A 17,954-nucleotide genomic window follows, 5' to 3' on the forward strand; every position below is an offset into this window, starting at 1 on the left:
CGGGCGCCGAAGATGCGCGCCCCGCCCCCGCGAAGAGATCTAAACTAGGTGTTTGGATTTGAGGGGTTGGCACTTGAGGGGCACACACGTGGATCAGGAACTTCAGCGCGAGCAGGACTATGTCACCACGCTGTACTCGCGGCTCGACGCCCTGCTGAGCGAAGCCGAGCAGCAGCTCAGCGCCGTGAAGGCACTCAACGTTGGCGGTAACCACCAGGCCCGCACTGAGCGGGACTCCTTCGCCCGGCTCTACCAGGAGCGCATCGTTCAGCTGCGCGACGTCGACGATCGGCTCGCGTTCGGGCGGCTGGAGACGGCCCCGGAGACGCCGGGCGGGGCATCCGTCTACCGGTATATCGGACGGGTGGGCCTGCGGGACGAAGCCCTGCACCCGATGCTGCTCGACTGGCGGGTGCCGCTCGCGAGCGCCTTCTACCAGGCGACCGCCGCGACGCCGCTCGGTGCCCGGGCCCGGCGCCACCTGTCCTCCGAGGGCCGCCGCGTCACCCGCATCGACGATGAGGTGCTCGACGCGACCCTGCTCACCGAAGAGGGCGCCGCGAGCCTGCATCAGGGCGAGGGCGCGCTGCTGAACGCGCTCACCCAGCAGCGCACCGGGCAGATGAGTGACATCGTCTCGACGATCCAGGCCGAGCAGGATCGCATCATCCGCTCGGGGCTGAACGGCGTGCTCGTGGTGCAGGGCGGGCCCGGCACCGGCAAGACCGCCGTGGCGTTGCACCGCGCCGCGTATCTGCTCTACACGCATCGCGACCGGCTGCAGAACTCCGGCGTGCTCATCGTCGGGCCGTCCCGTTCGTTTCTGCAGTACATCGAGGCCGTGCTGCCCTCGCTCGGTGAGACCGGGGTTGTGCTGGCCTCGGTCGGCCAGCTCTACCCCGGCATCGAGGCCACCCATGAGGACCCGCCGGCCGTCGCCGCGCTCAAAGGGCAGACGTTCATGGCCGACCTGATCGCACGCGCGGTGAGGAGTCGCCAGCGGGTGCCGGCCGAGACGCAGGAGCTGCAGGTCAACGGTGACCCGCTGCGGCTCAGCCCGCAGCTGATCCGCAACGCGATCGAGCACGCCCGGGCGAGCGGCAAGCCGCACAACGAGGCCCGGGTCGCGTTCGTCAACCACGCGCTCAACGCCCTCGCTAAAGCCTGGCTCGGCCAGCTGCAGGTGCGCAGCCGCTCGCTCGACGACGACGATATCCCGCTGCTGCGTGAAGACCTGCGCGGCTCGAACGACGTGCGCATCGCCCTGAACACGGCGTGGCTGCCGTTGACCCCCGAGAAGCTGCTCAAAGACCTCTACGCACGGCCGCAGTGGCTCGCCGAGCTGACCCCGGCGTGGACGCCCGAGCGACGGGCCCTGCTGCTGCGCCCCCGCGACGCACAGCTCACGATCGCCGACGTGCCGCTGCTCGACGAGGCCGCCGAGCACCTCGGCGAGTACAGCGCCGTCGACCAGGCGAAGAAGCGTGCCGCCGACCAGCAGCGCCAGCTCGACCTGGAGAACGCCGAAGCCGCGATCGAGAATATGAAGGTGAAGGGCCTGGTCAGTGCCGAACACCTCGCCGACGGCTTCACGGAGTTCACCGACCGGGGCACGACCGCCGAGCGCGCCGCCCACGACCGCACCTGGACGTACGGCCACGTCGTCGTCGACGAGGCCCAGGAACTCTCGCCGATGCAGTGGCGGCTGCTGCTGCGCCGCGGGCCCCGCCGCTCGTTCACGATTGTCGGCGACATCGCCCAGGCCGCTTCGGCCGCGGCGGCCCGCAGCTGGAAGGACGCGTTGAAGCCGATCCTCGCCGGCTCCTTCGAGGTCGACCGCTGGCGCCTCGAAGAACTCACCGTCAATTACCGCACGCCCAGCCAGATCGCCGCCGCCGCCGAGACCACCGCGATCGCGCACGGCCTGCCGATCACCCCCGCACGGTCGGTGCGGGCGAGCGAGTGGCCGGTCGAAACGGTGACGGATGTCGCGGCCGCCATCGCGAAGGACCGCGCGCTCCCGGACGCCGGCACCCTCGCCGTCATCGTGGTCGACGCTGGCCTTGAAACGCTCCATGCGTCCCTGCGCGCGCAGTTCGGCAACATGATCGGTCGCGGGGCGCTGGGGCTGAATCGTCCGGTCGCGCTGCTGACGCCATTCGACTCGAAAGGCCTCGAGTTCGACGCCGTGATCGTCGTCAACCCGGCGGCCATCCTTGCCGCGTCGGAGCGCGGCGCCGGGGCGCTCTATGTGGCCATGACCCGTTCGACCCAGCGCCTGTACCTGGCCGAAACCGCGGACTGACCACGGAGCGGAGCACGACCCCTGAAAGGGGGTGACACGACACGCCGAAAGGCTACGTGATCACCCCTTCTGCGGGTCATAAGTCGCCCCATTCATGCCGTAACATTCTCGAAGAATCGTGCGCATCCGGCGCAGCGACAGCGGGCTTCACCGGTAGCGGTCGGCCCTTCGGGAAAGGTCGCGGCGTGCGGAAACGTGGCGTGCACGTGTTGATGCGAGCGGACGTGCTCATGGTGCTCGCGAGTGCACCGGCCTATGTGGCCACGCGTGAGGCGCTCAGCGTGTTCTCGCCGCAAGATCTGACGCCGCTGCGCTACCTGGCGTCCGCAGCCCTGCTCGGCCTGTACATGTTCGTGCGGCGGCAGCGGGTGCGCCTCACCCGCCGCGACATGCCGCGGATGCTCGCGGTCGCCCTCTGCGGGTACGGCGGCTACGGCCTGCTGCTCAACTTCGGCCAGGCCACCGTGCCGGCCGGCACCACGAGCCTGCTGCTGAATATCTCCCCGGTCTTCGCCTTCGTGCTGGGCTACTTCATCCTCGTGGAGCGCACCACCCTGCGCGGGTACCTCGGCATGGGCGTCGCCGTGCTCGGTGTCGTTGTGATCACCCTCGGTGACAGCACTGCGACGGGTTTTCAGGGCAACACCCTGCTGATCGTGGCCGCGGCGCTGCTGCTCTCGATCTTTCTGATCGTGCAGCAGCCGCTCCTTGCACGGATGCCGCCGGTCGAGGTGGTCTTCTGGGGTTGCCTGGTCGGCGGGATCGCGACCCTGCCGACGGCCCGGTTCGATCCGCTGCCGGCGCAGGTGCCGGCATCCGTGTGGCTCGCCCTGACAGTGCTGATCGTGCTGGGCACGGCCGTGGCGTACGCGCTCTGGAACGTCACGCTCGCTCGCACCAGCGTGGCCGAGGGTGGGTCCCTGCTGCTGGTGATACCGATCTTCTCGGTGCTGCTCGGCTGGGCTTTGCTGGGGGAGGTGCCGAGCATGGCCGCTGTTCTCGGCGGTGCCGCCGCACTCATGGGCGTGACGATGCTGTCCACGGCGACACACGCCCGAGAGCAGGCCGGTCCCGGGCTGCTCACCGGGGCGATACCGATCATCGCGGCGTTGCCCTTGGTGAATGCGCTGACCGGGTCGATCACGATCATCTCGCCGCCCGTGCCGCCCGTGCCGCCTGCGCCGCAGAAGACCGAGGTGGCCGCCGGGGCTAGCAGAGGCGACCGTATCGGGTGAGAATCGGGTCAGCTGTGCCCCGACGCACGGTCGAGATGAGGCTGCCCATGTCTGAAGAACCGACCAACCCGACCGTCGACCTGCCCACTGACCTGCCCACTGACCTGCCCGACCTGCCCGACCTGCCCGACCTGACCGACGCGAACATCGAGGTCACCCACCCCAAGTCCTGGGCGGCCGGGGTTCCCGGTGTCGTGCACTCCATGAAGCCGGCACTGGCGCAGATGGGGCCGGGGCGCAGCTTCAAGACCTTACTGGCGTTGAACCAGAAAGACGGTTTCGACTGCATGAGCTGCGCGTGGCCAGATCCGGCCCACCGCAAGGCCTTCGAGTTCTGTGAAAACGGAGCGAAGGCGGTGACCTGGGAGGCGACGCCGGTGACCGTGCCTCGGAGCTTCTGGGCGCAGCATCCGCTCAGTGAGCTCGCGGACAAGTCGGAGTACTGGCTGGGCATGCAGGGTCGGCTCGTGGAACCGGTGTACAAGCCCGCCGGCGAAGACCATTACCGGCCGATCGAGTGGAGCGAGGCGTTCGACGTCATCGCCACGGCGCTCGGTCAGCTCGACAGCCCGAACGAGGCCTGCTTCTACACGAGCGGGCGGGCATCGAACGAGGCCGCGTTCGCCTACCAGCTGTTCGTGCGGGCGTTCGGCACCAACAACCTGCCGGACTGCTCCAATATGTGTCACGAATCCACCGGTTGGGCGATGGGCCAGACCCTCGGCATCGGCAAGAGCACTATCAGTTACGACGACTTCGCCCTGGCCGACCTGATCATCATCATGGGCCAGAACCCCGGCACCAACCATCCGCGCATGCTGACCGCCCTCGAAGAGGCCAAGGCCAACGGGGCCGAGATCGTGGCGGTGAACCCGCTGCCCGAGGCTGGCCTGCGCCGATACAAGAACCCGCAGACGGTGCGCGGAGTGCTGGGCCACGGCACCGACATCGCCGACCAGTTCGTGCAAGTTCGCATCGGCGGCGACATGGCCCTGCTGCAGGCGGTCTGCAAACGGGTGCTCGACGCCGAAGCGGCCAACCCGGGCACCGTGCTCGACCACGCTTTTCTCGACGAGCACTGCCTCGGACTCGAGGAACTGCGTGAGCACCTCGCCGAACTCGACGAAGAGGCTGTGCTCGCCGCAACCGGGCTGCGGGTGCAGGTCATCGACGAGCTCGCCGCCCGCTATCTCAAGGCCGAAAAGGTCATCATCACCTGGGCTATGGGGCTCACGCAGCAGAAGAAGGGCGTCGCGACGATCAAGGAGATCGTCAACCTGCTGCTGCTGCGGGGAAACATCGGCAAGCCCGGTGCCGGCGCCTCGCCCATTCGCGGGCACAGCAACGTTCAGGGCGACCGCACCATGGGAATCTGGGAGCAGATGCCGCCCCGGTTCCTCGACGCCCTCGCGGCCGAGTTCCACTTCGACCCACCCCGCGAGCACGGGCTCGACGCGGTCGACAGCGTACGGGCCATGCGCGACGGAAAGATCAGGGTCTGGCTGGGCCTCGGCGGTAATTTCGTCGCCGCCGTGTCCGACACCGCCGTCGTCGAGGCCTCTGTGCGCCGCACCGCGCTGTCGGTGCAGATTTCCACCAAGCTCAACCGATCGCACGTCGTCACGGGTGAGGCCGCGCTGATCTTGCCGACGCTGGGCCGCACCGAGGTCGACCGCCAGATCAGCGGTGAACAGTTCGTGTCGGTCGAGGACTCGGTCTGCGCCGTGCACGCCTCGCGGGGCACGGTCGAACCGGTATCGTCGAACCTCCTCTCCGAAGTCGCCATCATTTCCCGCCTGGCCCGCACGGTTCTCGCCGGCCGGGACCCGGCCGCCGGGGGCGGTATCGACTGGGCGGGGTTCGAGGCCGACTACGACCTCATTCGAGGGCACATCTCCCGCGTGGTGAGCGGATGCGAGAACTATAACGAACGCATCCGTCACGACGGCGGGTTTGTGCTCGCGAACGGGCCGCGGGATTCCCGAACGTTCACCACCCCGACCGGAAAGGCCCATCTCACGGTGAATCAGCTCGAGCACATCGAGCTTCCCGCCGGGCGGCTGCTGCTCCAGACGCTGCGCTCCCACGACCAGTTCAACACCACGATCTACGGCAACGACGACCGCTACCGCGGTATCAAGAAGGGCCGGCACGTGGTCTTCATCAACAAGCATGACCTGGTCACGCTCGGATTCGCCGACGGCGACCACGTCGACGTGCACAGCGAGTTCAGCGACCAGGTCGACCGGGTGCTGCGGGGCTACCGGCTCGTCGAGTATCCCACCCCCCGCGGATGCGCCGCCGCCTATTTTCCCGAGGCCAACGTGCTCGTGCCCCTGGACAGCGTCGCCGAGGGCAGCAACACCCCGGTCTCGAAGGCGGTCATCATCCGCCTCGAGCGTGCCGCTTGACGCCGGGTAGCCCCTCCCAGCCCCAGAAGCCCCGGGGTCAGCCCCAGAAGCCCAGGGTCAGCCCCAGAAGCCCAGGGCGAATTCGGCGATCAGCGTCGAGAGAAGGAACGATGCGGTGATCGCCACCAGTCCCACCGGGATGATTTTCCAGCCCACCGTTTTAAGGAGCGGCAAGTCCTTGCCGAGGCTGAGGCCCGCGAACGTGAGTGTCACACAGGCGATGGAGAGAAAATCGACCGAAGCCACGAGTGCGACCAGCTGGGTGCCGATGGGCGACCAGGGGCTGGAGATGACGGCGCCGAGCGTGGTCACCCAGACGATGGAGGACACCTTGCGGGAGACCTTGGCCAGCAACATTCCGAGCAGGAGCAGCGCGATCAGCACGGCATAGCCACCGAGAATCTGCAGGCTCAGACCGCCCGCGAATACCGATGCCGTCGTGACACCCACGACGGCAAGGATCGGAATCGACGTCCAGGGCCGGATGGAGATCGGCGCCGACGAGGCGAGAACCTGCGCACGAAAGGCCCGGTTGGTCTCGACTCCCGCGGTGTCTGCTGCCGAATGCACCGTACTCGCGGCCGTCGCCGTCGCGGCTGCCTCATCGCGACGGGACTGACGGCGCGTCAGCACCCGATAGAAGCGGTCAGCGAGGGGCAGTGCGATGTAGATCCCGACGTAGACCCCGAGCACCGTGGTGATCAGGTTGGACACCGCCGCAATGCTGAGAATGGCGGATTCCTGATCGGGGTGCGCTGCGATGATGCTGCCCACGGAAGCGGCCATCATCGATCCGGAGCCGACTCCGGCGCCCATCGCCATGGCGAGCGGGTCGAAGAAGTTGAGCGAGGAGATGACGGACGTCAGAAGCGACACGTAGATGGCTCCGAAGAGGGTGCCGAAGACGTACATGGCGAGCACGCCCCGGTACTGGTCGGAGTCCGGGCCGTATTTCTCGCTCACCATCGCAAAAGCGGGCTCCCGGTCCAGCGAGAATGTCGCTCCGACGGTGGCTTTGCCCATGCGCAGAAGAACGGCCAGGGGCAGGGCGAGCGCGATTGTGCCGAGCAGATGACCGACTTCCTGCAGCAACAGGGCCGGTCCGGCATCCAGGAGAAGGGGAAGGTTCGGTCCGATGTTGAAAGCGAGCCGGGCGATCAGGAACAGCACCGCAACGCCGACGAAGGCGTTGGCGACCCGCTGAAAATCGAGCCCGACGGGCCTGAACTTCTGGAATGAGATCGCGGCACCCATCAGAAGGCCCCACACCATCGGGAAGAAGACAATCGCGGCGGGCCCGAGGTCGAAGGTGTGCATGCCGATGACCTGGGCGATCAGCGCGATGATGAACGCGGCGACGGATGCGGGCCAGATCTGCGGCAGCGTCATCCTCACGGGAACGATTTTCTCGCGGATTTCGGTCCTGGGCAGTCCGGTTTTGGGCAGTTCGGTCATGGTCAGAGGCCTTTCTGGGCGGCGACCAGGGGAGCCGGGCACCGATCGTGCGCACGCGTCAGGAATTCCTGCCGATCGGAGGGATCCTGCGCGACGTCGGCAATGGTCCACGCCATGCCCAGTGCCGACTCGAACATCGTCGTGTAGGCGCCGGCCGTGTTGGCGGTGTCGGCGAATCCGGCCGAGTGGATGGGGCTGGTGGCCCCGGGGATGCCCACCCAGGGGTGGATGCTCGGCACGAGCTGGGACACGTTGCCCATGTCGGTGGACCCGCCGCTGAGACCGGGGGATCGTGACACGTCCCGCCCCAGGAACTCCATCGCCGAGCACCAGTGGGAGCTCAGGACATCGTCCTGAACGAGCGCCTCGTAGACCGGGCCGACATCGACGTAGTCGACGGTTGCGCCGGTGGCGAGGGCGCCCGCATCGAAGCAGCGGCGCACGCGAGCCTGCAGGGAATCGAATTGCTCGCGGGTGAAGGCTCGGCACTCATAGTTGACGACGGCCGTGTCCGGGATGATGTTCGTGACCACGCCTGCCTCCGCGACGAAGAGGGCGACTCGGTGGTCACTCGGCAGTTGCTGGCGCAGCAGTCCGATTGCGACCTGGGAGACGACGGCCGCATCCGCTGCGTTGATGCCGAGGTGGGGTGCCGCAGCCGCGTGGGAGGCCTTGCCGTGAAACGTGACCCGGTAGCGGCCGACGACCTGGCTGGACGTGCCCGCCGGGTTCACAGAGAGTCCCTCCGAAACCGGATGCACCATCATGGCCAGCGCGACATCGTCGAAGATTCCCTGCTCCAGCAGGTACACCTTGCCGCCACCGTGTTCCTCGGCGGGGGTGCCGATCACCTTGAGCGTGATGCCCAATTCGTCGACGAAGGGCACCAGGCTGGTGGCCGCGGCCAGGCTCGCACCGGTGATGAGGTTGTGACCGCAGGCGTGCCCGATCTCCGGTAGGGCGTCGTATTCCACGCAGATCCCCACGACGAGCGGTCCGCTCCCGGCGACGGCCACGAAGGCCGTCGGGCTGCCGGTCAGCGGCTCCGCGAGCGTGAAGCCGGCGGCTGCAAGGAAGGCGGAAATCTTTGCCGCCGAGGTGAATTCCCGAAAGGACGTCTCGGGATGGGCATGCAGGTCGCGGCTCAGCGATTCGATCGCCGGGGCCGCATCGTTCATGTGCGCTGCTATCGATGAGTGCAGGTTCGCTGTCGCGGCCAAGGCACGGGAAAAGTCCACGGGTTCCGTTCGTCAGGTTTCTGCAGGTGCGGTCGCAATGAAGCAACACACAATTGCTGTTGCATTCAATCTAGTGACTCAGGGCATCTGCGAAGAGACTCTCGCGCTCGAGACCGTGACGATCGGTGCCGCGAATGACGGCTACTGGGCGGTGCTGAGCCAGCCTTCGGCATCGGGCGCATCGGGCGCATCGGGCGCGGTCGCCGGGCGGGGGGTGTTCGCGTCGGCCTGCGCACACACCTGCAGGGCGACATCCGCTGCCCGGGACACAGCCTGATGGGGAGGCCCCGAGCCGGTCGCCGCAGCGAGACCGGCGGCATAGCCGACGACGAAGGTGGTCAGGGGAGCGGATGCGGGGCCGCCCGACGCCGTGGACCGCGCTGCGAGGTCCGCGACCAGCGACCGATCCACGTCGAGGTCGAGAATTTGCAGGGCCTGGGTGAGCTGCCGGGTCCAGTGGGCCAGGTCCGACTCGGACGGGGTAGAACGTATCGGGCTCGGGTCAGTCATCAGAGTGCCTCCAGGTCGGGTCGTCGTGCCAGCACCCTAGCCGGATTGCCGCGCCACCTTCCGCGAGTGAGCAGTTTCTGCACTTCCCGAACGTGGGAAGTGCAGAAACTGCTCACTCGCGAGTTGTTGACCTCGATCTAGCGGGCGGGGATCTAGCGGGCGGGGATCTAGCGGGCGGGGATCTAGCGGGCGGGGTAGGTGTAGAAGCCCTCGCCGGTGCTCAGGCCGAGCTTGCCCTTGTCGATGTAGTTCGACTTGAGATATTCGGCGAACTTCTGCTGCTTCGGCCCGCCGTGCGAGGAGATGTTGTACGCCGTGGTCAGCCCGACGATGTCGAAGATCTGGAACGGGCCGGCCGGCGCTCCTGTGCCGATGCGCCAGGTCTTGTCGATCATGTCCGGCTCGGCGATCCCCTCCACGAGCAGGTCTCCCGCAGCATCCAGCAGCGGGATCAGCAGCGAATTGAGCAGATATCCTGCCTTTTCCTTCTTCAACTCGATCGGCACCATGCCGATATCGCTGGCGAATTCGACCACCGTGCGGTAGACCTCGGGATCGGTCTCGTCGGTGCCCATGACCTCTGCGGTGTTGTGCACCCAAACGTGGTTGGCGAAGTGCAGGGCGAGAAAACGCTCGGGCCGCCCGGTGAAGCCCATCAGGTCACTCGGCAGCAGCGTCGACGAGTTCGTCGCGAAGATGGTCGCGGCGGGCGCCGCGAGGTTCAGCTTCTCGTAGGTCTCGCGCTTGATCGTGAGGTTCTCGGGAATCGCCTCGATCACGAGGTCGGCCTGCGCGACTGCCGCGTCGAGGTCGGCGCTGAACGTGATCGAACGCAGCACGGCGTCGGTGCGGTCGGTGTCGCCGGCGGCCATTTCGAGGGCGTAGGTGTCGGCGAGGGTCTGCATGCGCGTCTTCGCGGTGTTCAGAATCGCGTCGCTGATGTCGTAAGCGACCACGTCGAAGCCGTGGAAGGCGGCCTGGAACGCGATCTGGGAGCCGAGAACGCCGGTTCCCAGCACGGTGATGTGGGTGAGTCTGGCCATGAGAATGTCCTTAGTCTGGTTGTGGGGAGTCGTCGTGTGGTGAGTGCAGAAAACCGTGCGCGATGAGCGTGAACTGCGCGCGCAGTTCGCCTTGCAGCCGCGGGGTGGGCGTGCCGAACAACCCGGCACGGGCGAGTTCGAGGTGCAGCACATCCGAGGCGGTGCGCGCGGCGAGGGTCGGGTCCGGTCGCGGCCGTGAAGCGGATGCCCCCGCCGCGTCCCACGCATCCGCCAGCACCGCCGCGAACAGCGACTGCAGCTCGCGGGCCAGCTCGAGGGCCTCGGCCCGGTACCGTTCGTGCGGTTCGCCGAAGAGCACTTCCCGCTGGTACGCGGTGGTGTTCTCATCGTTTTGTCGCCCGGCGCCGATCAGGGGAGTGACGAGGGCCAGCATCCGCTCACCGGGAGTGCCTGCTGCGGGCAACGCTGTGCGCCCGGCGGCGAGTCCCACGCGAAAATCCTCGTTGCAGACCATGAGCAGAAGCTCGGCCTTGGTGGCTGCATAACGAAAAAGGGTGCCGCCGGCCACATCGGCCCGCTCGGCGATCTGCTGGGTAGTGACGGCGGCGTAGCCGTGGGCGGCGAAGAGTTCGGAGGCAGCCGCGAAGATCCGCTGCTGTTTGTCCCGCTTGTTGCGTTCGCGGCGACCCGCCGCAGTTTGGGTGATTTCGCTCGCGACCATGGGACCCTTCTCAACGATTCACAACACGATTCACTACACGATTCACAACACGATTCAAAACTGAGTGTGCTCATTTCTGATCGTAGTCTGAAAGTCGCCCGATGATCGGGGTGCGCGCGGAATATCCCCGATCGGGGGGAGGTTTCGCCAGTGATGTCACAAACAACCATGAACGCAATCACCTACTCCCACTACGGAACCCCCGATGTGCTCGAACTCACCGAGCAGCCCATGCCCAAGGTCGGCCCGGGTTCGGTGCTGATTCGCGTGAAGGCCGCCGCGGTCAACCCCGTCGACTGGAAAGTCATGGGCGGCTACCTCGACACCATGATGGACGTCGTCTTTCCGGCGACCCCCGGCTGGGACGTCGCCGGCGTCGTCGAGTCCGTCGGCGTCGACGCACCGCGCTTTCAGGTCGGCGACGAGGTCATCGCCAATGGCCGCAAAGACTGGGTGCACGGCGGCAGTTTCGCCGAATTCATCGCGCTGCCCGAACGCCTCGTCGCGCGCAAGCCCGCGTCGCTGACCTGGCCCGAAGCCGCCGGATTGCCGCTCACCGGCATGACCGCCTTCCAAGTTCTGAACCGGCTCGGCGTCGCGGCGAACGACACCGTGCTGATCCATGGCGGTGCCGGCGGAGTCGGCTCGATCGCAATCCAGATTGCCGTCGCCGAGGGCGCCCGCGTCATCGCGACCGCGTCCGCCGTCAACCACGACTACCTGCGCACCCTCGGTGCCGAGCCGGTCACCTACGGCAGCGGACTCGCCGAGCGCGTGCGGGCACTCGCCCCCGACGGCGTCACCGTCGTCGCAGACTTTGTCGGCGGAGTGCTCGACACGACGCTCGAGGTGCTCGCCGAGGGCGGGCGGCACGCATCCGTTGCCGACGGCGACGTCGAACAGCACGGCGGCACCTGGATGTGGGTCGACCCGACCGCAACCGCCCCGCAGGCCGCGCCGCAAACCGGTCTCCAGGCCCTCGCCGACCTCGTCGATGCGAAGGGCCTGCAGATCGAGGTCGCGCGCAGCTTTCCGCTCGCTCAGGCAGCGGATGCCTACCGGCTGAGCATGCTCGGCCATACCCGCGGCAAAATCGTCGTCACCCCCTAACCTCACCCGATCTCGAACCCGAACGAGGAGCTAATTCCATGACTAACACCACGACCACCGTGCCCACGATCACTTTGAACAACGCCACCACCATCCCGCAGCTCGGCTTCGGAACCTACCAGGTCACCCCCGAGACGACGAAGGCGGCCACCCTCGCCGCCCTCGCAGCCGGCTACCGCCACATCGACACCGCCGAAATGTACGGCAACGAGAAAGAGGTCGGCCAGGCTATCGCCGAGTCCGGCCTCGACCGCGCCGACATCTACGTCACGAGCAAGCTCAACAACGGCTTCCATGACCGCGCCGACGCCCTCGCCGCCTTCGACCGCACCCTCGAGGCGCTCGGCTTCGACTACCTCGACCTGTTCCTGATCCACTGGCCGCTCCCGGCCGTCGGTGACTACGTCGAGACCTGGAAGGCGATGGAGGAGATGCAGGCCTCCGGCCGAGTCAAGACCATCGGCGTCAGCAACTTTCAGCAGGAGCACCTGCAGCGCCTGTTCGACGAGACCGACACCGTTCCGGCCGTCAATCAGATCGAGGTGCACCCGTACCTCACGCAGGAGCCGCTGCGTGCCTTCAACACCGCCCACGGCATCGTCACCGAAGCCTGGTCGCCGCTCGCCCAGGGCGGCGTGCTGGCCGACCCGGTGATCGCCGCGATCGCCGAGCGCGTGGGTCGCACGACCGCGCAAGTCACTCTGCGCTGGCACCTGCAGCGCGGCGACGTGATCTTCCCGAAGTCCGTGACCCAGAGTCGCGTCGAAGAGAACTTCGCCCTCTTCGACTTCGAACTGACGGATGCCGATCTGGCCGCCATCGGCACCCTCAACCGCGATGAGCGCACCGGCCCCAACCCCGACGAGTTCAACTACATCCCCTAACTCGAACCCGTCTCAGCACAAACGCCGCCCCGAAAGGGGCGGCGTTTGTGTGAGCGCACCAGGTTCGTGTCGGCCATCAACCATCGACGACTCGGGTCGCTACCGAGCAGGGCTAGCGTCTGGTGCGCGCCGGGCCGTGCACCGGGTCGAGCACCTTCTCCAGCACCTCGAGGCGCAGATCGTCGCGCCGGGGGAGCCCAAACCGCTCGTCACCGTACGGAAAGGGCGTGTAGGTTGCGGTGCGGCGGTAGCCGCGGCGCTCGTAGAACGCCAGCAGCTCGGAGCGGGCATCCAGCACCGTCATCGTCATCACCGAGCTCATCCATTCGGCGGCGACGAATCGCTCGGCCTCGGCGAGAATCCGTTTACCATCGCCCTGGGCCTGGCCGAGCGGGTGAACCGCGAACATTCCAAAATAGGCGTGTGTCGTGTCGGTGCGGGCGACGTGGGCGCAACCCACAAGACCGCCCCCACGTTCGGCGAGAAGCACCACGCTGTTCGGGCGACGGATGTCGGCGCTCAGCACCTCGAGGTTGATCCGCTGCCCATCGATCAGGTCGGCCTCGCTGGTCCAGCCCTGCTTGCTGGCCTCACCCCGGTAAGCGCTGGTGACGAGCTCGATCACGGTCGGGGCGTCGTCGAGATCGGCGGGGCGAAAACTGAGGGAGTCCATTCTGGTTACCCTAGCTGCCTGTGAACGCCGAGACTCCGAGGGTGTCAGCAGCCGTGGCTGCCGACACCCTCGGAGTCAAGGGCAGAGTCGTGCGAAGGGACCGGTTACACCAGTGCGTCGTCCCGTTCCGGCGTCTTGCCGGCCGCGACATCCGCGGTGCCAAGGTCGATGCCGCGGGTCTCCGGCAGGCCGAAGGTCGCGATCAGGCTGACCACGCTGACTCCGGCGAGCAGGAACCCGATCGACGCGCTTCCGGAGCTGGCGATGATGGATGCCGCCACCAGCGGGGTGATGCCGCCGCCGACGAGCGCGCCCAGGTTGTAGGCCATTCCGGCGCCGGTGTAGCGGTAGCGGGTGGCGAACAGCTCCGGCAGGAACGCACCGACGGGCCCGTAGATGCCGGCGACGATGAGCAGCGTGCCCGAGAGGCCGAGGCCGAACGACCAGGTCGTGCCGATGTCGAGGATCGGGAACAGTGCGAGCGACCACGGCACTGCGATGATGCAGGAGGCCACGATGACGGCCCGGCGCCCGACCCGGTCGCTGAGGATCGCGCTGGCGATGGTGCCCACCGCGAAGACGAGGGCGCCGACGATGCCGAGCGTGAGGATGGTCGGGCGGGTGTGGGCGAGCCCCTCGGGGTTGGTGCCGTAGGCCGAGAGCAGGGCGGTGCCGGTGTAGAAGAAGGCGAACAACATCATGGTGGAGGCACCGCCGAGCAGGATCTGGCGGGGCTGGTGACGCACGACCTCCCAGACCGGGAGCTTGCGGGCGACCGGCTTGGCGGCCTGGGCATCCGTCACGGCCTTGAAAACGGGGGTCTCTTCGATCTTGAGACGGATGTAGAGGCCGATCATCACGAGTACGGCGCTGAGGATGAACGGAATGCGCCAGCCGTAGCTGAGGAACGCCTCGGACTTGTCGCCGAGCGTCAGGTTGATGATGAGGAACGTGCCGCTGGCCAGGGCGAAACCGATCGACGGTCCGAGCTGGGGGAACGCAGCGTAGAGGCCGCGGCGGCGCGGGGGAGCGTATTCGGCGGCCATCAGGGCGGCACCGGCCCATTCGCCACCGACGGCGAAGCCTTGCAGGAAGCGCAGCAGCACGAGGATGATCGGGGCTGCGATGCCGATGACGCTCGCGTCGGGAAGCAGCCCGATCGTGACGGTCGCGATGCCCATGATCAGCAGGGTGCTGACCAGGGTCTTCTTGCGCCCGAGCCGGTCACCGAAGTGGCCGAAGAGAATGGCGCCGAGCGGGCGGGAGACGAACGCGACGGCGAAGGTTCCGAAGCTGGCGATGGTGCCGGCGGCCGAGCCGAGGGCGGGAAAGAACACCTGCGGAAAGACGAGTGCCGCCGCGGTGCCGTAGATGAGAAAGTCGTAAAACTCGATGATGCTGCCCATGGAGCTGGCGACGGCCACCCGGGCCATCGAGGTGCGGCGCGGAGCGGGCTGCGCGCGTCGCTGTGCGGTGCTTTCGAGCATGCGATATCTCCCTTGACATCGTAAGTCGGGACCAAGCTGTCCCGGCGAGATGCCAGCGTGGCAGGCGATTCGCGGTGCCACTACCTCCCGAGGGAGGTGATTCGGTTCAGGGCAAAAGATGAAAGCGGCGGGCTACGATCACGGCTTCGATGCGGCTGTGGGCGTCGAGCTTGGCCATGATCGCCTGCATGTAGCTTTTCACCGTGACGCTCTGCAGGGCGAGCCGCTTGCCGACCTCCGCATACGAACAGCCCAGGGCGACCTGGGCGAGCACATCGGTTTCACGGGGGGTGAGGCGCGGGGCATCCGCTCGCGAGGCCGCGCCGGTGACGGATGCCGTGCCCACCAGCCGGGCGGTCACCGCCAGGATGCGCTCGGCCAGTTCGGGATCGGCCGTGATGCGGGCGACGGAGAGCAACTCGGCGTGGGCGAGGCGCACCACCTCGATCAGGTCGCGGTCGATCGGTTCGGCGGCGAGGCTGCCGACGACCCGCAAAATCGCGACCCGGTGGTCGACCTCGTCGCGTATCTGCAGCTCGCGGGAGATCTGCACGGCCCCGGCATTCAGTTCGGTGACGAGGCGTTCGCCGATCGGGGAGCGGTCGCGGGTGGCGGCGTAGAGGATGCTGCGGCCCCGACCGTCGACCAGCACGGGCAGCGCGACCATCGACCGCAACCCCTCGATGCGCACGGCCTGGTCGTGGTGGTGGGTGATGCGGTCGCTGTCGAAGTAGTCCGAGACGCCGACCGGTCGGGCGTTGCGCAATGCACGGCCGCCGACGCCCTCACCGGGCTGCACGTTGAGGTTTTTCAGCCCCTGGGTGGTGGTGCCGACGAATTCTGTGATGACGAGTTCGCTGTGGTTGACGAGGCCGGCGAAGATGACGCCGAGGCCGGTCTGGGCGGCCAGCTGACGGATGGCGCCCTTCAGCAACTCCCGGTCGCTCGGCCGGTAGACATCATCGTTGGGTGCGCTCATGCTGCCTCTCCCGAATCTCGGGGTGTCAGTCTCGGGGCGTCAGTCCGAGGTGCTAGCCGGAGGTTAGCAGCTTCTGCGCGAAGCGTGGCTGGCTGCGAAGCTAGGCTGGAGGAACGGACTCCGTTCCCGCAGCGTGGCCTGGGCGAGAGGGATCGTCGAGGAACCGTGGAGAACCATGAGCAACGCCAGTAGTCGCACCCATAAGCCCGGCACACCGGATCCGACCCCGCCCGGCAAGGCGACCCCGCCCGGCAAGGCGACCCCGCCCGGCAAGGCGACCCCGAAACACCCGGGCCGCCGGTCTCTCATCATCAAGGTGCTCGTGATTGTGCTGGTGACGGTCGGAATCTTCCTCGTCCCGGCACCCGACGGCGTCGACGGGCGTGGCATGCACATGCTCGGCATTTTCGTGGGGACGATTCTCGGGCTGATCCTGCAGCCGCTGCCCACGCCATCCGTCGCCCTGATCGGGCTGTCGCTCGCGATGATCACCGGCACGATGAACCCCGGCACCGAGGCCCTCGAAGGGTTCGCCAACCCGACGATCTGGCTGATCGTCGCCGCATTCTTCATCGCCGAGGGGTTTCTCATCACCGGCCTCGGGCGCCGCATCGCCCTGTGGTTCATCTCCAAACTCGGCGGATCAAGCCTCGGCCTCAGCTACGGCATGGCCCTGACCGACCTGGTGCTCGCGCCGGCCACCCCCTCGAACACCGCCCGGAACGGCGGCGTGCTCTACCCGATCATCGCGTCGCTCAGCCGTGAGCAGGGGTCTACCCCCGACACGGACCAGTCCCGCCGCAAGCTCGGCGCCTACCTCTCGTTCACGTCGCTGCAGGTCAACGCGGTCACCTCCGCGATGTTCATCACCGCGATGGCCGGCAACCCGATCGCCCAGCAGGCCGCGGTCGACGCCGGCATCGACGTGACCTGGGGCAACTGGGCGCTCGCCGCTCTCGTTCCCGGGGTGCTGAGCCTTCTGGCCGTGCCGTGGGTGATGTCGAAGATCTACGCCCCGACCATCACCAAGACCCCTGAGGCGCCCGCATTCGCGAAGGCCGAACTGGCCAAGATGGGTCGCCTCAGCCGCGGCCAGATCATCATGGCGCTGACCTTCGTGCTGCTGCTCGTGCTCTGGATCTTCGGCGGCATACTCGGTATCACCGCGACGACGGCCGCGTTTGTGGGCGTGTCGATCCTGCTGCTGACCGGGGTGCTCACCTGGAAAGACATGGCGCAGAACGGCTCGGCGTGGAGCACGCTGATCTTCTTCTCGGTGCTCGTCGGCATGGCCGACCAGCTCAATGCGCTCGGCGTGATCGCCTGGATCGGCGACGGCGTCGCCGTCGCGGTGGGCGGTCTGCCGTGGATGCTCGCCTTCGCGATCCTCACCCTCGTCTACTTCTACGCGCACTATTTTTTCGCGTCGAACACGGCCCAGATCGTTGCGATGTACGCCATCTTCCTCGGCGCTGCGATGGCCGCGGGAGCGCCGCCGCTGTTCGCCGCGCTCGTGCTCGGCTTCATCGGCAACCTGTTCGGCGCCATCACGCACTACGCCTCGGGGCCGGCCGGGGTCACCTACGGCTCGGGCTACGTGAAGACGAGCGAGTGGTTCCGTATCGGCTTCATCATGAGCGTCGTGCTGATCGCGATCTGGGTCGTCGCCGGCGGTGCCTGGATGAAGCTCCTCGGCATGTGGTGACCACCGCGTGACCTGATGGACGCCGATCTCGTGCACGAGGTTATCGGGGCGAACGGTCGTTGCGCACGGGTCTTATCATCGGCTGCAACGTGGCGACGGATGCAGCGGCATCCGTCGCCACAGGCGGCCCGCCTGCCGCGCACGCTCGGCTCGCCGACGTTGGTGCGCCGGAAAGCTGCTCGTGCGCCTGGCCTGCCACGCGCCCGAGCAGTTTTCCGGCGCATGACCGCGTCGGAC

At 67.3% G+C, this 17,954-nt stretch carries 14 protein-coding genes; 6 read left to right on the forward strand and 8 right to left on the reverse strand.

The annotated features are described in order from the left end of the window. The first annotated feature begins 88 nt into the window (after positions 1-88). The 3 genes from D6T64_RS19125 (at position 89) to D6T64_RS19135 (ending at position 5,951) form a co-directional block, all read left to right on the forward strand. Positions 89-2,305, forward strand: coding sequence for a HelD family protein (locus D6T64_RS19125; RefSeq protein WP_119976261.1), 2,217 nt, complete (start codon positions 89-91; stop codon positions 2,303-2,305). A 185-nt stretch (positions 2,306-2,490) separates the two neighbouring features. Continuing rightward, complete coding sequence (locus D6T64_RS19130; protein ID WP_147364620.1) at positions 2,491-3,540, forward strand: DMT family transporter; 1,050 nt, start codon at positions 2,491-2,493, stop codon at positions 3,538-3,540. A 47-nt stretch (positions 3,541-3,587) separates the two neighbouring features. After that, positions 3,588-5,951, forward strand: a complete 2,364-nt coding sequence (locus tag D6T64_RS19135) for an FdhF/YdeP family oxidoreductase (RefSeq protein WP_119976304.1) — start codon at positions 3,588-3,590, stop codon at positions 5,949-5,951. A gap of 57 nt (positions 5,952-6,008) precedes the next feature. Here D6T64_RS19135 and D6T64_RS19140 read toward each other — a convergent pair whose 3' ends face one another. The 5 genes from D6T64_RS19140 to D6T64_RS19160 all read right to left on the reverse strand — a co-directional run bounded on the left by D6T64_RS19140 (position 6,009) and on the right by D6T64_RS19160 (position 10,879). Further along, positions 6,009-7,340: a DUF3100 domain-containing protein gene (locus tag D6T64_RS19140; RefSeq protein WP_119976305.1), complete on the reverse strand. Its 1,332-nt coding sequence runs from the start codon at positions 7,338-7,340 to the stop codon at positions 6,009-6,011. Positions 7,341-7,408: 68 nt separating this feature from the next. Further along, entirely contained in the window at positions 7,409-8,584 is a 1,176-nt protein-coding gene (locus tag D6T64_RS19145; RefSeq protein WP_119976306.1) for a M20 family metallopeptidase, read from the reverse strand. Between the two features lie 201 nt (positions 8,585-8,785). Then, complete coding sequence (locus D6T64_RS19150) at positions 8,786-9,154, reverse strand: DUF6457 domain-containing protein (RefSeq protein ID WP_199719229.1); 369 nt, start codon at positions 9,152-9,154, stop codon at positions 8,786-8,788. 182 nt (positions 9,155-9,336) lie between these two features. Next, positions 9,337-10,197 (reverse strand): 3-hydroxyacyl-CoA dehydrogenase, encoded by an 861-nt coding sequence (locus D6T64_RS19155; RefSeq protein WP_119976263.1) that lies wholly within the window; start codon positions 10,195-10,197, stop codon positions 9,337-9,339. 10 nt (positions 10,198-10,207) lie between these two features. Next, a complete protein-coding gene (locus D6T64_RS19160; protein WP_119976264.1) occupies positions 10,208-10,879 on the reverse strand; it encodes a TetR/AcrR family transcriptional regulator in 672 nt (223 codons plus the stop codon). Between the two features lie 168 nt (positions 10,880-11,047). Here D6T64_RS19160 and D6T64_RS19165 point away from each other — a divergent pair, with 168 nt between their 5' ends. Together D6T64_RS19165 and D6T64_RS19170 are read left to right on the forward strand one after the other, a co-directional pair. Further along, positions 11,048-11,989, forward strand: coding sequence for an NADP-dependent oxidoreductase (locus D6T64_RS19165; RefSeq protein ID WP_119976265.1), 942 nt, complete (start codon positions 11,048-11,050; stop codon positions 11,987-11,989). Positions 11,990-12,027: 38 nt separating this feature from the next. Then, positions 12,028-12,873: an aldo/keto reductase gene (locus D6T64_RS19170; RefSeq protein WP_119976266.1), complete on the forward strand. Its 846-nt coding sequence runs from the start codon at positions 12,028-12,030 to the stop codon at positions 12,871-12,873. A gap of 112 nt (positions 12,874-12,985) precedes the next feature. Here the strand turns inward: D6T64_RS19170 and D6T64_RS19175 are convergent, their stop codons facing one another. From D6T64_RS19175 to D6T64_RS19185, 3 genes are all read right to left on the reverse strand, one after another. Then, positions 12,986-13,546, reverse strand: a complete 561-nt coding sequence (locus D6T64_RS19175; protein ID WP_119976267.1) for a GNAT family N-acetyltransferase — start codon at positions 13,544-13,546, stop codon at positions 12,986-12,988. 104 nt (positions 13,547-13,650) lie between these two features. Beyond that, positions 13,651-15,033 (reverse strand): MFS transporter, encoded by a 1,383-nt coding sequence (locus D6T64_RS19180; protein ID WP_119976268.1) that lies wholly within the window; start codon positions 15,031-15,033, stop codon positions 13,651-13,653. A 106-nt stretch (positions 15,034-15,139) separates the two neighbouring features. Further along, positions 15,140-16,012: a helix-turn-helix transcriptional regulator gene (locus D6T64_RS19185; RefSeq protein WP_119976269.1), complete on the reverse strand. Its 873-nt coding sequence runs from the start codon at positions 16,010-16,012 to the stop codon at positions 15,140-15,142. A 175-nt stretch (positions 16,013-16,187) separates the two neighbouring features. On the opposite strand from D6T64_RS19185, the gene D6T64_RS19190 reads away from it, so the two are divergent. After that, a complete protein-coding gene (locus tag D6T64_RS19190; protein WP_119976270.1) occupies positions 16,188-17,717 on the forward strand; it encodes an anion permease in 1,530 nt (509 codons plus the stop codon). The last annotated feature ends 237 nt before the right edge of the window (positions 17,718-17,954 follow it).

The organism is Cryobacterium melibiosiphilum (assembly GCF_003602235.1).
GTDB classification, from domain to species: Bacteria; Actinomycetota; Actinomycetes; order Actinomycetales; family Microbacteriaceae; genus Cryobacterium; species Cryobacterium melibiosiphilum.